At 69.2% G+C, this 15,206-nt stretch carries 16 protein-coding genes; 1 reads left to right on the top strand and 15 read right to left on the bottom strand.

The features are described 5' to 3' along the window. Positions 1-4: 4 nt before the first annotated feature. Positions 5-2,344: a TonB-dependent receptor gene (locus ACWH49_RS07860; protein ID WP_448170949.1), complete on the bottom strand. Its 2,340-nt coding sequence runs from the start codon at positions 2,342-2,344 to the stop codon at positions 5-7. Between the two features lie 100 nt (positions 2,345-2,444). Beyond that, positions 2,445-2,834 (bottom strand): hypothetical protein, encoded by a 390-nt coding sequence (locus ACWH49_RS07865; RefSeq protein WP_448170950.1) that lies wholly within the window; start codon positions 2,832-2,834, stop codon positions 2,445-2,447. 54 nt (positions 2,835-2,888) lie between these two features. On the opposite strand from ACWH49_RS07865, the gene ruvB reads away from it, so the two are divergent. Continuing rightward, positions 2,889-3,962 carry a Holliday junction branch migration DNA helicase RuvB gene (ruvB, locus tag ACWH49_RS07870; RefSeq protein WP_448170951.1) on the top strand — a complete coding sequence of 358 codons (1,074 nt, stop codon included), beginning with the start codon at positions 2,889-2,891 and terminating at the stop codon, positions 3,960-3,962. A gap of 9 nt (positions 3,963-3,971) precedes the next feature. On the opposite strand, the gene ACWH49_RS07875 is transcribed toward ruvB, so the two are convergent. The 13 genes from ACWH49_RS07875 to ACWH49_RS07935 all read right to left on the bottom strand — a co-directional run bounded on the left by ACWH49_RS07875 (position 3,972) and on the right by ACWH49_RS07935 (position 15,156). Then, the gene (locus ACWH49_RS07875) at positions 3,972-4,376 is read right to left on the bottom strand and encodes a hypothetical protein (RefSeq protein WP_448170952.1); all 405 of its coding nucleotides are present in this window, start codon (positions 4,374-4,376) and stop codon (positions 3,972-3,974) included. 88 nt (positions 4,377-4,464) lie between these two features. Beyond that, the gene (locus ACWH49_RS07880; RefSeq protein ID WP_448174328.1) at positions 4,465-5,406 is read right to left on the bottom strand and encodes a branched-chain amino acid ABC transporter permease; all 942 of its coding nucleotides are present in this window, start codon (positions 5,404-5,406) and stop codon (positions 4,465-4,467) included. Positions 5,407-5,429: 23 nt separating this feature from the next. Continuing rightward, positions 5,430-6,314, bottom strand: a complete 885-nt coding sequence (locus tag ACWH49_RS07885; RefSeq protein ID WP_448170953.1) for a branched-chain amino acid ABC transporter permease — start codon at positions 6,312-6,314, stop codon at positions 5,430-5,432. 21 nt (positions 6,315-6,335) lie between these two features. Next, the gene (locus tag ACWH49_RS07890) at positions 6,336-7,544 is read right to left on the bottom strand and encodes an ABC transporter substrate-binding protein (RefSeq protein ID WP_448170954.1); all 1,209 of its coding nucleotides are present in this window, start codon (positions 7,542-7,544) and stop codon (positions 6,336-6,338) included. A gap of 52 nt (positions 7,545-7,596) precedes the next feature. Further along, complete coding sequence (locus ACWH49_RS07895; RefSeq protein WP_056465899.1) at positions 7,597-8,301, bottom strand: ABC transporter ATP-binding protein; 705 nt, start codon at positions 8,299-8,301, stop codon at positions 7,597-7,599. A gap of 1 nt (position 8,302) precedes the next feature. Then, positions 8,303-9,076: an ABC transporter ATP-binding protein gene (locus tag ACWH49_RS07900; RefSeq protein WP_056465902.1), complete on the bottom strand. Its 774-nt coding sequence runs from the start codon at positions 9,074-9,076 to the stop codon at positions 8,303-8,305. Next, complete coding sequence (locus ACWH49_RS07905; protein ID WP_448170955.1) at positions 9,073-9,852, bottom strand: IclR family transcriptional regulator; 780 nt, start codon at positions 9,850-9,852, stop codon at positions 9,073-9,075. Before ACWH49_RS07905 ends, ACWH49_RS07900 begins: the two co-directional genes overlap by 4 nt. A gap of 213 nt (positions 9,853-10,065) precedes the next feature. Further along, on the bottom strand, positions 10,066-11,160 hold the full coding sequence (locus ACWH49_RS07910) for a sterol desaturase family protein (protein ID WP_448170956.1): 1,095 nt from the start codon (positions 11,158-11,160) through the stop codon (positions 10,066-10,068). Positions 11,161-11,171: 11 nt separating this feature from the next. After that, positions 11,172-12,293, bottom strand: coding sequence for a DSD1 family PLP-dependent enzyme (locus ACWH49_RS07915; protein ID WP_448170957.1), 1,122 nt, complete (start codon positions 12,291-12,293; stop codon positions 11,172-11,174). Next, a complete protein-coding gene (locus ACWH49_RS07920) occupies positions 12,290-12,940 on the bottom strand; it encodes a histidine phosphatase family protein (RefSeq protein WP_448170958.1) in 651 nt (216 codons plus the stop codon). Before ACWH49_RS07920 ends, ACWH49_RS07915 begins: the two co-directional genes overlap by 4 nt. A 5-nt stretch (positions 12,941-12,945) precedes the next feature. Further along, positions 12,946-13,578: a YbhB/YbcL family Raf kinase inhibitor-like protein gene (locus ACWH49_RS07925; RefSeq protein WP_448170959.1), complete on the bottom strand. Its 633-nt coding sequence runs from the start codon at positions 13,576-13,578 to the stop codon at positions 12,946-12,948. A 1-nt stretch (position 13,579) separates the two neighbouring features. Continuing rightward, complete coding sequence (locus ACWH49_RS07930) at positions 13,580-13,903, bottom strand: DUF1840 domain-containing protein (protein ID WP_448170960.1); 324 nt, start codon at positions 13,901-13,903, stop codon at positions 13,580-13,582. Continuing rightward, entirely contained in the window at positions 13,900-15,156 is a 1,257-nt protein-coding gene (locus ACWH49_RS07935; RefSeq protein ID WP_448170961.1) for a class I SAM-dependent methyltransferase, read from the bottom strand. The genes ACWH49_RS07930 and ACWH49_RS07935 overlap by 4 nt, the downstream gene beginning before the upstream one ends. Between the last annotated feature and the right edge of the window lie 50 nt (positions 15,157-15,206).

Consider the following 15,206-nt stretch of genomic DNA (forward strand, 5'->3'; position numbering starts at 1 on the left):
TCCGTCAGAGGTCGAATTTCAGCTCGGCGTTGTAGCTCCGCTGGGGGTAGGGGTGAAAGTTCCAGTAACGGCAACTGTTGAGATTGTCGATACCCATCGCCGCGGACCACTGGCGCGTGATCTGCCAGCGCACCCGCAGGTCGGTGGTGAAGTAGTGGCTGACACCCTGGTAGGTGTCGCCGTTGACGTCGGCGTTGTTCAGCGTGCGGTACTGCTTGCCGCTGTAGCGCGCACCGTAGGCGACCGACCAGCGCTCGTCGACGCGGTAGCTGGCGAGCACGGTGGCGCGCCACGCCGGCACGTTGGGCTGGCGCTTGCCGACCGTGTCGCCCGGCGTCGCGACGAAACCGTCGTTGGCCCGGATGACCGAATCGGCATAGGTCACGCTTGCGCTCAGGTCCAGTCCCTTGCGCAGCACGTCGGTGCCGTTGACCGCGAGCTCCAGCCCCTTCGTGCGGATGCGAGCGACGTTCTGAACGCGGCTGATGTTCCGGTTGGCCACGGCGTCGAACGTGGTCTGCGAGTACAGCGCGTCGCGCGTGTCTTCGCCGAAGGCGGTCAGGCGCAGCTGCATGGGGCCGACCTCCTTTTCGGCGGTCAGTTCGGTCGTCCACGAGGCCTCCGGCTTCAGGTTCGGGTCGTTGATGTACTGGGCGTTGGCCGTCGACGTGGCGCCGTACAGCTCGCTGACGGTCGGCATGCGCACGGCGCGGCCGATCGAGGCCTTGAGCACCAGGTCGGGCGCGGCCTGGAACGACAGCGCGGCCTTCGGCGAGACGAAGCGCGCGCGGCGTGATGGGTAGGTCAACGCGCTGGCCGCGGAGAACGCCGTCGCACCGTCCTGCGCACGCCAGTCTTCGGCGCGCAGGCCGAGTACCGCCTTCCACTGCTCGGCGAAGCGCCACGCATCCTGCGCGTAGACGCTGCGCAGGGCCGTCTGACCGCTGACGTTGCTGGCGAGCCCACCGGCCCCGTCGCCGAGCCAGTCGCCGGCGATGGCGGACGTGAGGTAGCGCAGCCGGTAACTGTCCAGCTGCAAGCCGGCATCGACGATGTGCGCGCCATCGAGGCCAGCGGGACGCCAGGTGCCCTTCAGCGCGAGGTTGTTCCAGCCGGTGCCGCCGCCATCGGCCAGCGTGCCCGCGCCGCCGCTCAGCGCGCCCGGCAGCAGGTTCGATGCAGCGTTCTGACGCTTGACGTCGCGGCGGTAGTCGTAGCGGCTGGCGTCCAGTTCCCAGTCCCACGCGCCGCGGGTGTGGCTCTTGACGGCGAGGCCCTGCATCACGTGGGTGAGCTTCTCCTGTGTCGCGGCGAAATCGGCACCGGTCAGCGCGGCGAACGACTGGCCGCCGATGTTGACCGTACCGCCGTACACCGCCTGCCCGGCCGCATCGCGCAGGTACGACGCCGGCGTGTTCTGCGCGCGGTTCTGCCACAGGCCGAACACGTAGGTCGCGCGGATCGTCGGCGTGAGGTCATAGGCCAGCCGGGCCTTCAACTGGTCCTGCTTCGACCGGTACTCGGTGCCGCTGCCCACCACCCACCACGGCTGGTTGGCGTTGTTGAGCCCCGCCACGGCGCCGGTGACCGGCGTGCCGGCGCCCCCGGTCGTGCCGCTGCCTTGCAGCCGGGTCGCAAAAGTCAGCGGCTGGCCCTCGCTGTCGGCATGGTGGACCGCGAGCCGCCACGCGAACGCACCGACCCGGTCGCCGAGCGAAGCGCTCGCGTCCCACGACCGGTAGGTGGCGCGCGTGCCGTAGAGCGCAAACGGCTGGCTGCCCAGGCCGACCTTGGCATGGGCCTCGAACGCCTTCGGCATGCGAGTAGTGAACACCACGACCGCGCCGACCGAGTTGCCGGGGTACGCGGCCGAGAACGGGCCGTACATCACGTCGACCCGCTCGATCTCCTCGGGCGCCACCATGCCCCAGCGCGGCGGGAAGCTCAGCCCGCCGACGCCGTTGCCGAGGTAGTTGGACAGCAGCATGCCGTCGGCGTAGACCGCCGAGCGCGCGCTGTTGCCGGTGCCCGAGGCGCGGCTCGACAGGATCGCGTGGTTGTAGTCGCCGATGTAGCGCTTGCGCACGAGCAGGCTGGGCAGGTACTTCAGCGCGTCTTCGCTGTCGCTGGCATTGACGCTGCGGGCGATCTGTTCGCGCGTGACGCCCTCCATCGTTGCGGGGATCTGGGTCGGCAGCGAGGTCGGCTGGCTGCCGGTGACGGTGACGACGCCGAGCGACTTGACGGGGACGCCGTTGTCGCCGGCGGCGGTTTGCGCCAGGGGCGCGAGCGGAACGGCGGCGGCCGCGGCGCAGGCGAGCGCACGAACGGTGGGCGGGAACATGGTCGATCCTGAACGGGCGGCGACCGGGTCGCGCGCCATGACACAGGCCGGGGCAGCGTACGCCCGATCGGGCGCGCGTCAACTCCGACAACGGTGGGGTTCAGGCGAAGGCGGGCGGCCCGTGCTGGAGCCGTGCGACCCAGCTCGCGCAGGCGTCCGGTGCCCGCGACGAGCGCTGCGCGAGCGGCGGGGCTGCGTCGCGCTGCTGCGCGGGCAAGGACACCCGCGCCGGCGGATCGATCTGTGCGAGCACGGTCAGCGCCGTCAATGCGCACTCCGCGCTCGCGTGGTCGGCAGGGTGATCCGTCGGCTCCGATTGGCCCTGGCCCTGCGGCACCAGCGCCACGCCGTACAGGGTGCAGACCTCGACCAGCGTCTTGCCCTGCATCTGTGCCGAGGCGTTCGCGAGCCACGGCATCGCCGACTTCAGCAGCAATGCGGCGGCGAAGGCCCACAGGGCCCAGCGCGACGACGGATGGCGCAGTTTCATGACGGAGCGGATTGTCTCAGACGATTATCGGCAGGCGCCGCCGGATAATGAACCATGGCGATCCAGACCGACGACTTCGAGCCCGCCCGCCGCCCCGCCGACCACCGCGTCGTCAGCGCCGCGGCCACGAGCCCCAACGAGGAGGCGATCGAGCGCGCGCTGCGGCCCAAGGGCCTGGCCGAGTACGTGGGCCAGGCGAAGGCCCGCGAGCAGCTCGAGATCTTCATCGGCGCCGCCAAGATGCGCAGCGAGGCGATGGACCACGTGCTCCTGTTCGGTCCGCCCGGGCTGGGCAAGACGACGCTGTCGCACATCATCGCCAACGAGCTCGGCGTGAACCTGCGCCAGACCTCCGGCCCGGTGCTCGAGAAGCCGAAGGACCTGGCCGCGATCCTGACCAACCTGGAGCGCAACGACGTGCTCTTCATCGACGAAATCCACCGGCTCAGCCCGGTCGTCGAGGAGATCCTGTACCCGGCGCTCGAGGACTACCAGATCGACATCATGATCGGCGAGGGCCCGGCCGCGCGCTCGATCAAGCTCGATCTGCAGCCGTTCACGCTGATCGGCGCGACCACCCGCGCCGGCATGCTGACCAACCCGCTGCGCGACCGCTTCGGCATCGTCGCGCGGCTCGAGTTCTACACCGCCGAGGAACTCGCGCGCATCGTGCGCCGCTCGGCCGGCCTGCTGAACGTGCCGACCGACGACGACGGCGCGTTCGAGATCGCGCGCCGCTCGCGCGGCACGCCGCGCATCGCCAACCGGCTGCTGCGCCGGGTGCGCGACTATGCCGACGTGAAGGCCGACGGCCGCATCGGCCGCGCGCTGGCCGACAAGGCGCTGAAGATGCTCGACGTCGACGCCCACGGCCTGGACGTGATGGACCGCAAGATCCTCGAGGCGATCGTGCACCGCTTCGACGGCGGCCCGGTCGGGCTGGACAACGTGGCCGCCGCGGTCGGCGAGGAGCGCGACACGATCGAGGACGTGATCGAGCCCTACCTGATCCAGCAGGGCTATCTGCAGCGCACGCCGCGCGGGCGGGTCGCGACCCTCGCCGCGTACCGGCACCTCGGCGTCACGCCGCCGCGGCCGTCGGGCGCAGCCGATCTGTTCGAGCCCTGAAGGCGCACCCTAGACCAGGTCTTCGTTCGCGAGCCGGTGGTAGCGGACTGCGCAGAGCGCCTCGAAGCGCTGCGCGACTTCGGTGATGCGCTGCACCGCGCCGTCGTCGGGCGCATAGACGATCAGCCAGCCGGCCCCGGCCTGCGCAAACGCGAGGTAGCGCCGCATCAGCGTGATCTCGTAGCCGAAGCCGGCGGCGCCGCTCGACGTGCGCACCCGCTCCTCGAGGCGCGGCGTGGCCTCGGCGGCGGTGTACAGCAGGATGTCTTCCTCCGCCGCGCCGCCCTCGCGCAGCGCCGCCACGGCCTGCGCAGCGACCGTGTCGTCCTTGAACGCGAGCACGACGTGCCCGACCGGGTTCAAGATGCCGGACTGCCGGCGGATGTCGTCCTTGGTCAGTCGCTTGATGCTCATCCCGTGTCTCCTCGAGTGGCTCGGACGCCAGTCTAGACACCGGGACGACGGCTTGCCAAGCCCCGCGGTTCGAGGCCCGCCGGCCGGCTCAGCTGCCCCTGCGGCGCTGCTGCCAGGCGAGCAACTCGCCGACGAACCCCTTGCGGAACGCGACGACGCAGACGACGAAGATCGCGCCGATGATCACGTTGATCCATGAGCCGACCTGGTCGGCCAGGAAGTCCTGCAGGCCGATGATCGTGAACGCGCCGATCACCGGGCCGGCAAAGGTCCCCATGCCGCCGAGCAGGGTCATCAGCACGACCTCGCCGGACAGCGACCAGTGCGCGTCGGACAGCGTCGCGAAGCCCAGCACCAGCGTCTTCATCGATCCCGCGAGGCCGGCGATCGCCGTCGAGAGCACGAAGGCCAGCAGCTTGTAGCGGTCGACGTCGTACCCCAGCGAGACGGCACGCGGCTCGTTCTCGCGGATCGCCTTCAGCACCTGGCCGTAGGGCGAGTGCACGATCCTCACGATGAACAGGAACACCGCGACGAACACCGCCAGCACCAGGTAGTACAGGACCGTGTCGTTGGCGAGCGAGAACATGCCGAAGAGCTTGCCGCGCGGCACTCCCTGCAGCCCGTCCTCGCCGTGGGTGAACGGCGCCTGCAGGAACACGAAGTAGATCATCTGCGCCATGGCGAGCGTGACCATCGCGAAATAGATGCCCTGGCGCCGGATCGCGATCGCGCCGACCACCAGGCCGCACAGCGCGGCGATCAGGCTGCCCGCGACGACGCCGAGTTCGGGCGTCAGGCCGGCCGACTTGACGAGCCAGCCGGTCGCGTAGGCCGCGGCCCCGAGATAGGCCGCGTGGCCGAACGAGAGCAGCCCGGTGTAGCCCAGCAGCAGGTTGAACGCGCAGGCGAAGATCGCGAAGCACAGCGCCTTCATCAGGAACACCGGATACAGGCCGATGAACGGCGCGACCAGCAACAGCGCCATGAAGGCCCACATCAGGGCCCGGCCGCCGCGCGACGAGAACATCGATCGAACCGGGGTGTCGTGCATCACGCCTCCTTGCCGAACAGCCCGGCGGGGCGGATCATCAGCACGATGGCCATGATCACGAACACCACGATGTTCGATGCCTCCGGATAGAACACCTTGGTCAGCCCCTCGACGATGCCCAGCGCGACACCCGTCAGGATCGAGCCGAGGATGGACCCCATGCCGCCGATCACGACGACCGCGAACACCACGATGATCAGGTTGCTGCCCATCAGCGGCGTGACCTGGATCACCGGCGCCGCGAGCACGCCGGCCAGCGCCGCCAGGCCCGCGCCGGCGCCGTAGGTCAGCATCACCATCACCGGCACGTTGACGCCGAAGGCCTGCACCAGCGCGGGGTTCTCGGTGCCGGCGCGCAGGTAGGCGCCCAGCCGCGTGCGCTCGATCAGGAACCAGGTGCCCAGGCACACCGAGAGCGACGCGACGACGACCCACGCGCGGTAGTTCGGCAGCACCATGAAGCCGAGGTTGGTCGCGCCCTCAAGCAACTCGGGCACCGGGTAGGACTGGCCCGACACGTCGAACCAGTAGCGGAACACGCCTTCGGCGATCAGGGCCAGGCCGAAGGTCAGCAGCAGGCCGTAGATCGGGTCGATCTTGTACAGACGCTTGAGCAGCGTGCGCTCGACGACCACGCCGAGCGCGCCGACGACCAGCGGCGACAACACCAGCGCGAACCAGTAGTTGACGCCGAACTTCTCGAGCAGCACGTACGCGACGTACGCGCCGATCATGTACAGCGCGCCGTGCGCGAAGTTGACGATCCCCAGCAACCCGAAGATCACCGCGAGGCCCAGGCTCAGCATCGCGTAGAACGAGCCGTTGACGAGGCCGAGCAGCAACTGGCCCAGGAAGGCCTGAATCGGGATGCCGAAGATGTCCATGGCGTCAGGGGTGGTCGGTCGTCACTTCCAGAGCGCGCACTTCGATTCGGCCTTCGTCGTGAACGCCTCTTCGCCCTTGGTCGTCGCGACCACGTTGTAGTAGTCCCACGGCGTGGTCGACTGGGCCGGCGTCTTGACCTGCATCAGGAACATGTCGTGGACCATGCGGCCGTCGGCGCGCACGTAGCCGTTCTTGGCGTACATGTCGTTGACCTTGCTCTTGCGCATCTGCTCCATCGCCTTGTCGCCATCGTCGCTGTTGAGCGCCTTGACCGCGTTCAGATAGAAGCCCGCGACCGAGTAGTCGGCCGCCTGGATCGACGACGGCATGCGCTTGAACTTGTCGAAGAAGCGCTTCGACCAGGCGCGCGATTCGGCGCTTTGGTTCCAGTACCAGCTGTCGGTCAGGTACATGCCCTGCGTGGCCTTCAGGCCGAGCGAGTGCACGTCGTTGATGAACATCAGCAGGCCGGCCAGCTTCATCGTCTTGGTGATGCCGAACTCGTTCGCCGCCTTGATGGCGTTGATCGTGTCGCCACCGGCGTTGGCCAGGCCCAGGATCTCGGCCTTGCTCGATTGCGCCTGCAGCAGGAACGACGAGAAGTCGCTGGCCGACAACGGGTGCCGCACCGAGCCGACGACGCTGCCGCCCGAGGCCTTGACCGCGTTGGTCGCGTCGGCCTGCAGCGCCGAGCCGAATGCATAGTCGGCGGTCAGGAAGTACCAGCTCTTGCCGCCGGACTTGACGACGGCCGGAGCGGTGCCCTTGGCCAGCGCGGTGGTGTCGTAGGCGTAGTGAACGGTGTACGGCGAGCACTGGTCGTTGGTGAGCGCCGAGCTTCCGGGGCCAACGGCCAGGAACGGCTTCTTCTTCTCGGCCGCGACCTTGGCCATCGCCAGCGCGGTGCCCGAGTTGGTGCCGCCGATCAGCGCGTCCAGGCCTTGCTGGTCGAACCACTCGCGTGCCTTCGAGGCGGCGACGTCGGGCTTGTTTTGGTGGTCGGCGACGAGCAGCTCGATCTTCTTGCCGCCGATGTTGCCGCCCATGTCGGCGATCGCCATGCGGATCGCTTCGGCACCGGCCGGGCCGTCGATGTCGGCATACAGGCCGGACAGGTCGGTGATGAAGCCGATCTTGATCGTGTCGCCCGAGATCTGGGCCTGGGCCGAAGCGGCGAACAGCGTGGTCGCGGCGAGCGCGCAGGCGGCAGAAATTTTGCTGAACTTCATCGAGAGTCTCCTTGTGGGAATCGAGGGGTGGGACGGGGTGGCGGCGGCCGTGTCAGACGCCGAGGTATTCATGCAAACGTTCGAGGCGGGACGGCAGTTCGGCCTGGGTGAACTCCTGGATGACCTGGCCATGCTCCATCACCAGGAAGCGGTCGGCCAGCGGCGCGGCGAAGCGGAAGTTCTGCTCCACCATCAGCACCGTGTAGCCCTGCTGCCGCAACGAGATCACCATCTCGGCCAGCTTCTGCACGATCACCGGGGCCAGGCCTTCGGAGATTTCGTCCAGCAGCAGCAGCCGGGCGCCGGTGCGCAGGATTCGTGCGACCGCCAGCATCTGCTGTTCGCCGCCCGACAGGCGCGTGCCCTGGCTGTTGGCGCGCTCGCGCAGGTTCGGGAACATCGTGTAGATCTGCTCGACGCTCATGCCGCCTTCGGCCAGCGTCGGCGGCAACATCAGGTTCTCCTCGCACGACAGGCTCGAGAAGATGCCGCGCTCCTCAGGACAATAGCCGAGGCCGAGCCGCGCGATGCGGTGCGTGGCCAGGTCCACCGTCTCGGTGCCGCGCACCTTGATCGAGCCCTTGCGCGCGCCGATCAGGCCCATGATCGCGCGCATCGTGCTCGTGCGGCCGGCGCCGTTGCGGCCGAGCAGCGTGACGACCTCGCCTTCGTTGACGTGGAAGTTCACGCCGTGCAGCACGTGCGATTCGCCGTACCAGCCGTGCAGGTCCTTGACCTCCAGGAACGGTGTCGCCATCTCAGTGGGCTCCCTTCAGCTCGACGTTCGCCGAGCCCATGTAGGCCTCGATCACGGCAGGATTCTTGGAGACCTCTTCATAGGGGCCCTCGGCCAACGTGGCGCCGCGTTGCAGCACGGTGATGGTGTCGGCGATGCTCGCGACGACGCTCATGTTGTGCTCGACCATCAGCACCGTGCGGCTGGCGGCGACCTTCTTGATCAGCTGGCGGATGCGGTCGACGTCTTCGAGGCCCATGCCCTGCGTGGGCTCGTCGAGCAGCATCAGCTTCGGGTCCATCGCCAGCGTGGTCGCGATCTCGAGCGCGCGCTTGCGGCCGTAGCTGAGTTCGACGGCCGGGATGCGCGCATACGACTCCAGATCGACCTCGCGCAGCAGCGCGAGCGCCTGGTCGTCCAGCGTCTCGAGCGAGCGCTCGGCCTTCCAGAAGTGGAACGAGGTGCCGAGTTGGCGCTGCAAGGCGACCCGCACGTTCTCCAGCACGCTCAGGTGCGGGAACACCGCCGAGATCTGGAACGAACGGATCACGCCGCGGCGCGCGATCGCGGCCGGCTTCTCGGGCGTGATGTCGGTGCCGTCGAACAGGATCTGCCCGCTGGTGGGGATCAGGAACTTGGTCAGCAGGTTGAAGCAGGTCGTCTTGCCGGCGCCGTTGGGCCCGATCAGCGCGTGGATGCTGCCGCGCTTCACGTTCAGGTTGACCTTGCTGACGGCCACGAAACCCTTGAACTCCTTGGTGAGCTCGCGCGTCTCGAGGATGAAATCACCGCTCATGAATGGCCTCCGGCCTTGCGTTGCCGCGTCGCGGCCGTCTTCACGTCGCCGCCGAGACGCTGCGACAGCGTGCGCGCCACCGCGAGCACCGCGTCGCGATGGCGCTCGCCGCGGTCCGCACCGAGCAGCGCCTTGTTGATGCAGACCGCGACGCCGGCCACCGCCTGGCCACTGGCGTCGAACACCGGCGCGCCGAACGAGTAGACGCCCTCGCGCACCGCTTCGTCGTCGATGCTGTAGCCGCGCTTGCGGTTCAGCGCCAGCTCCTTCAGCAGCGCCTCGATCTCGCGCGGGCCCTTGCGCGTGAGGTGCGTGTTCAGCCCCGCGGCATAGAGCTTGCGTACTTCGTCGGGATCGCGGTAGGCCAGCGTGGCCCGGCCGCTGCCGGACAGGTAGGCCGGCAGCCGCATGCCGACATTGAACGCCAGCCCGAGCGGCCGCGCGCTGTTGCGCACCGCCACGTAGAGGGCGTCGCCGCCGCTGAGGACCGACAGCACCACCGTCTCCTCCGGCGCGAAACCCGCGTCCGCCCACAGGGCGTTGAACTCCTGCGCCACGTCGGTGCCCGAGACGAAGGCTTCGGCCAGGCTCATCACGCGCGGGCCGATCAGGAACGCGCCGTCGGGTTGGCGGCGCAGGTAGCCGAACGACATCAGCGTGTTGCACAACCCGTGCACGCTGCTCTTGGGCAGCGCGAGCTCGTGGGTCAGCTGCGCCAGGCTCATCGGCTCGCGCTGCTGGGCGAGCCGGTCGAGCAGGGTCAGCGCACGCGTCACCGCGGGAACGAGCGGCGCCGCCGCCGAATGCGGCGGGCGACGCGCGGGCGATCGCGATGAGGTGGGCGTGGCGTGCAGGGTCGTCTCCGGGGTGGCCACGTCAACCGTTCAGCAGGTTGAACGTGGTTCAGTGGAACAGCCGCGGAGTCTCTTTCAGGACGGCGGCCACCGCAAGCCCCGCGCCCTCAATTGCCGGGAAAACACCGAGGTGGTTTACACCTGCAGGCCGCGTTCGGCCATCGTCCTGCGCGGCTCGCTCAGCCAACCGACCACGCACAGCAGGGCCACGACGCCGGCGGCCGCCGCGGCGCGCTGCGGCCAGCTGAGCAGGTGCGCGTTCCAAAGGAACAGCGTCGTCGCCGCGAGCAGCACGCCGAACACCGCGAGCGCAGCGCGTTGTGCCCCGCGGCTCATCGGCGGGTCGTAGCGCACGACGCGCTCCAGATCGAAGGCCGGCTTGGGCCAGCGTGCCGCCACATCCGCCGGGCGCCAGCCCGGGTGCTTGAACCACAGACGCAGCCGGTCGCCCCACGACAACGCGCGCCGCGTGTCCTGCGCCAGCTCGGCATACAGGTGCAGATTGGCCCACACCGGGTTCCAGCTGCGCAGCGGCCCGCGCGTGCCGTACACGCAGGGGACGGCGTCGTCCTCTTCGGCGTAGCTGCCGAACAGGCGGTCCCAGACGATCAGGATGCCGCCGTAGTTCTTGTCGAGGTACTGGTCGTTGACGGCGTGGTGCACGCGGTGATTGCTCGGTGCACAGAACCAGCGGTCGAACCAGCCGAGCTTGCCGATCTGCTGCGTGTGGACCCAATACTGGTACAGCAGATCGATCAGCGCGACGGTGCCGAAGACCAGCGGCGGGAAACCGAGCAGCGCCATCGGCAGATAGAACAGCCAACCGCCGATCCAGCCGCTGCTGGTCTGGCGCAGCGCGGTCGACAGGTTGTAGTCCTCGCTCTGGTGGTGCACCGCGTGCGCGGCCCAGAACAGCGCGACGGTGTGGCCGAAGCGGTGGTGCCAGTAGTAGCAGAAGTCGTAGAGCACCAGGCCGACGATCCAGACCCACGCCGCGCTGGCCGACAGCCGCCACGGCGCCGCGTGCTCGTAGACCAGGGTGTAGACGCCCAGCGTCAGCAGCGCCGCGAACACGCCGGTGAGCTGGCTCATCACGCCCAGACCGATGCTGTTGAGCGCATCGTTGAGCCGGTAGGTGTCGCGCCCGCGGCGCCGGCCGACGAGGTATTCGATCCCGATCAGCAGGAAGAACAGCGGCGTCGCGAGGACGATGATCTGGGGGCCGGTCATGGAGAGGATTCTCAGGTCAGGCGGCCTCTCGCGTCGATCGGCCAGACGGCTTCGACGACGCCGGCCTGCAAGCCGCCACGCACGGCGATGTAGTGATCGTGCAGGTTCACCGTCGGGTCGCAGTGGCCAGGGACGAGCCAGACGGTCTCGCCGAGGTCGGGCAGCGGCGCACCGGCGTGCATCGGCATCAGGATGCCGTGCTCGTCGCCGCCGTTGCTGAACTTGAGATCGCGCTGCCAGACGCGCGGCAGGCCGGAGTCGATCGCGTGGGCCTTGTGCCCGGCGTCGACGACGGCGTGCGACGCGCCGCGGCTCATCACCTGCGACTTGACGAACAGCGCGTGCTCGAAGCGCGGCGCGTCCGGCGCCGGCTCGTTGTCCGCATAGTCGCGGTCCATGAAAAGGTAGCTGCCGCATTGCAGCTCGCCATAGACCCCGCTGGCGGCCTCGAGCGCAAAGCTGCCGCTGCCGGCCCCGGTCACCAGCGGGCAGCGGATGCCCGCGGACGTGATGCCGGCCTGCGCCGCGCGCACCTGGGTCACCGCATGGCGGATCGCGGCCGCGCGCTCCGCGGGACTGCGCAGGTGCTGGGCGCGGCCGTGGTACGCCTGCAGGCCGGCGAAGCGCAGGCCGTGCGCGACCACCTGGTGCGCCAGCGCACTGGCCGCGGTCGGCGCGACGCCGCAACGGCCGTGGCCGACGTCGATCTCGACGAACACCGCGAGCGTCGTGCCCGCGGCCTTCAGCGTGTGCGCGAGCCGCTCGACGCCGAGCGCGGAATCGACCGCGATCGCCAGCGTCACGCGGCCGGCGAGCGCCGCCACACGAGCGAGCTTGCGCGAGTCGACGACCTCGTTGCTGATGTAGAGGTCGGTCACGCCGGCGTCGGCCAGCGCCTCGGCCTCGCCGACCTTCTGCACGCACATGCCGACGGCTCCGGCGCGCATCTGCAACCGCGCGATTGCGGCGCTCTTGTGCATCTTCGCGTGCGGGCGCAGCCGCAGGCCGCGGGCCTGCGCGAAAGCGGCCATCGTCGCGAGGTTGCGCTCCATCGCGTCCAGGTCGATGACCAGCGCCGGCGTGTCGATCGCGTCGACGCCGTCGCCGACGCGCGCGGCGGCAGGGGCCGTCATGCGGCGGCCTCGTCGCGGCTGTCGTCGTCGAGATGGTAGGTGTCGCTCCAGCCGACCAGCGTGAACCCCTGCGGCGTATACAGCAGCCGGTTGATCGCGGCATTGCCGAGCTGCCACGAGCGCGGCGCGTCGAGCGCGACACGCGTGGCGGCGCGGTACAGGCAGTCCATCACGCCGCCGTGCGAGACGAGCGCGATGGTCTGCCCCGGGTGCAGGGCCGCGAGCCGGCTGGCGGCGGCGATGCTGCGGGCGTAGAAATCGTTCAGCGTCTCGCCACCGGGCGCGCCGAAGGTCGGGTCGCGGCGGCGCCAGCGCTCGCCCATGTCGGGCCAGCGTTCGTTGATCTCGGCGTAGCTCATGCCCTCGAACGTGCCGAAGCCGCGCTCGCGCAACCCGGTGTCCGTGACGACCGGATCGCCGCTGCCGCGCGCCACCGCCTGCGCGGTCTCGAGCGCGCGCAGCAGGTCACTCGAATAGACGGCGGCGATGTCCTCCTCGGCCACCGCCAGGGCGAGGCGGTGCACCTGCCAGCGGCCGGTCTCGTTCAGCGGCACGTCGAGCTGCCCCTGGATGCGGCCGTCGACGTTCCACGCGGTCTCGCCGTGGCGGATCGCGAGGACCCGCGTCGGCTGCTGGTCGGCGTCCATCGCGATCAGATCAGGCGTTTGTTCAGCGTGTAGGTGCCCGAGTGCGTGGCCTCGGCGAGGATGTGCGGGTAGATCGCCTGGCGCACCTGCGCGCCGGTGAAATGGCCCTCGACCGGCGCCCGCGCGATCGACAGCGCGTAGACCGTGAACACGTAGTGGTGGATCAGCGAGTCGTTGAACGGCGGGAACGGGCCGTCGTAGCCGAAGTAGTCGCCGGCCATGTCGCCGTTGGCGGCGAACCAGCCGGTGTAGTCGTTCAGGCCGTGGCGCGCACCGGGCAGGGCCGCCACGTCGGGGCCGGGCTTGCCGCGCGGCGTGAACCCGCGGCTGAACTGGCCCTCGGCGAGCTCGGCCAGCGTGGCCGGCATGTCGACCATCACCCAGTGGAAGAAGTCGACGCGCGGCAGGTCGGCCGGCACTTCGCGATCGGGCTTGTTGACATCGTCGCCCTGGCTCGGCACGTCGAAGTCATGGCAGATCAGCGCGAACGACTTCGTGCCGGTCGGAACCTCGCTCCACGCCAGGTGCGGGCTGACGTTGTCGGAGAAGGTCACGCCCTGGGCCACATCGGGCCGGCCGGCGGCATAGACGGTGGGGATGCGCTCCCCGTTGATAAAGCTGTCGCTCCAGAGCTTCATCTCAGACACCCCACACGATGTCGGCGCCCTCGCTCATCGAGCGCTTCATCATCTCCACCAGCGGCCAGGCGCGCTGACGCAGCGTCACCCCCTCGCGCGGCGCGAGCTTCGCGCCTTCGGCCGCCGCGTCCTTCTCGGCCTGCGCGCGCGCAGCCTCGTCGGCAGCGACCGCCTGCTCGATCGCGGCGATCGCGCCGCTCATCGAGCCGCTCTCGATGATGCCCTGCGCCGCCGGCGACTTGCCGATCAGCTTGAGCACATCGTCGCCGGCCGGGCCCATCATGATGACGTCGCCGGCGGCCTTGGATTTGAACTTGTAGATCATGGTCGGTACATGTAGGCGCGGTTGAATGGGAATTGCGATTGTGCGCCCCGCATCGGACCCTGGTCGACCTGCCCGCTCGGGCGCGCCGCCAGCATCTGGAACAGCGCCATCCAGCCCTGCTCGAAGCCCATCGCGCTGCCGGCCAGGTACAGGCGGTAGGCGCGTACGACGCTCTCCCGCGTCAGCTGGCGCGCCTTCGCGAGGTTGGCCTCCAGCGCATCGCTCCATGCCCACAGCGTGCGCGCGTAGTGCGGGCGCAGGTTCTCGAGGTCGAGCGGCTCGAGCTGCGCCTCGCTCATGGTCTCGGTCACCTTCGACACGTGCAGCAGTTCGCCGCCGGGGAAGATGTAGCGCTCGATGAATTCGCCCATGCCGGCGCCAAGCTGGTGGTTGCGCGTGCCGCCGGCGGTGATGCCGTGGTTCATCAGCAGGCCGCCGGGCTTGAGCAGGCGCTGGATCTTGGCGAAGTACGCCGGCATCAGCGCGCGCCCAACGTGCTCGAACATGCCGACCGAGGCGATCTTGTCGTACGGGTCGTCCTCGGGCAACTCGCGGTAGTCCATCAGTTCCATCGTGACGCGGCCGCCCAGCCCGCGCTCCTCGATCAGCTGGTTGACATGCGCGTGCTGGTTGCGGCTCAGCGTGATGCCGTGGCCGCGCACGCCGTAATGCTCGGCTGCCCACAGCAGCAGGCCGCCCCAGCCGGCACCGATGTCGAGAAAACGCTCGCCCGGGCGCAGCAGCAGCTTGCGGCAGATGTGGTCGAGCTTGGCCTGCTGGGCCTGCCCGAGGTCCATGTCCGGCGCCGCGAAGTAGGCGCAGGAATAAAGACGCTTCGGATCGAGCCAGAGTTCGTAGAACGCATCGGACACGTCGTAGTGGAACTGCACCTGCTGCGCATCGGCATGGACCTGGTGGCGCGCCCGCGAGCGGGCGTTCAACCGGATCTCGCGCCACCAGTTCAGCGTGGCGCTGCCGCCGCTGTCCTGGGTCGGGTCGGTGCCGATCATCTGCGCGGCGATGACCATCAGGTCGCGCACGCTGCCGTCGAAGTCGAGCCGGTCCTCGACATAGTCCTGCGCGACCTTGCCGACCTCGCCGGCCGCAATGTGCGCGAGCGACGACATCTGCTTCAGGCGGATCGTGATTGCGGCGTCGGCCGCGCCGATGCGGTGACCGTCCGGGAGCACCACCGCGAGCGGCAAGGTCAGCTGGTCGAGCTTGCGCTCCAGCAACGAGTCCATGACTTTCATCGTCGAACCTCCGGGCTCGACTGTACAAAAGTTGACTCTGCGGCGCTTGC

Source organism: Rhizobacter fulvus, from assembly GCF_964020785.1.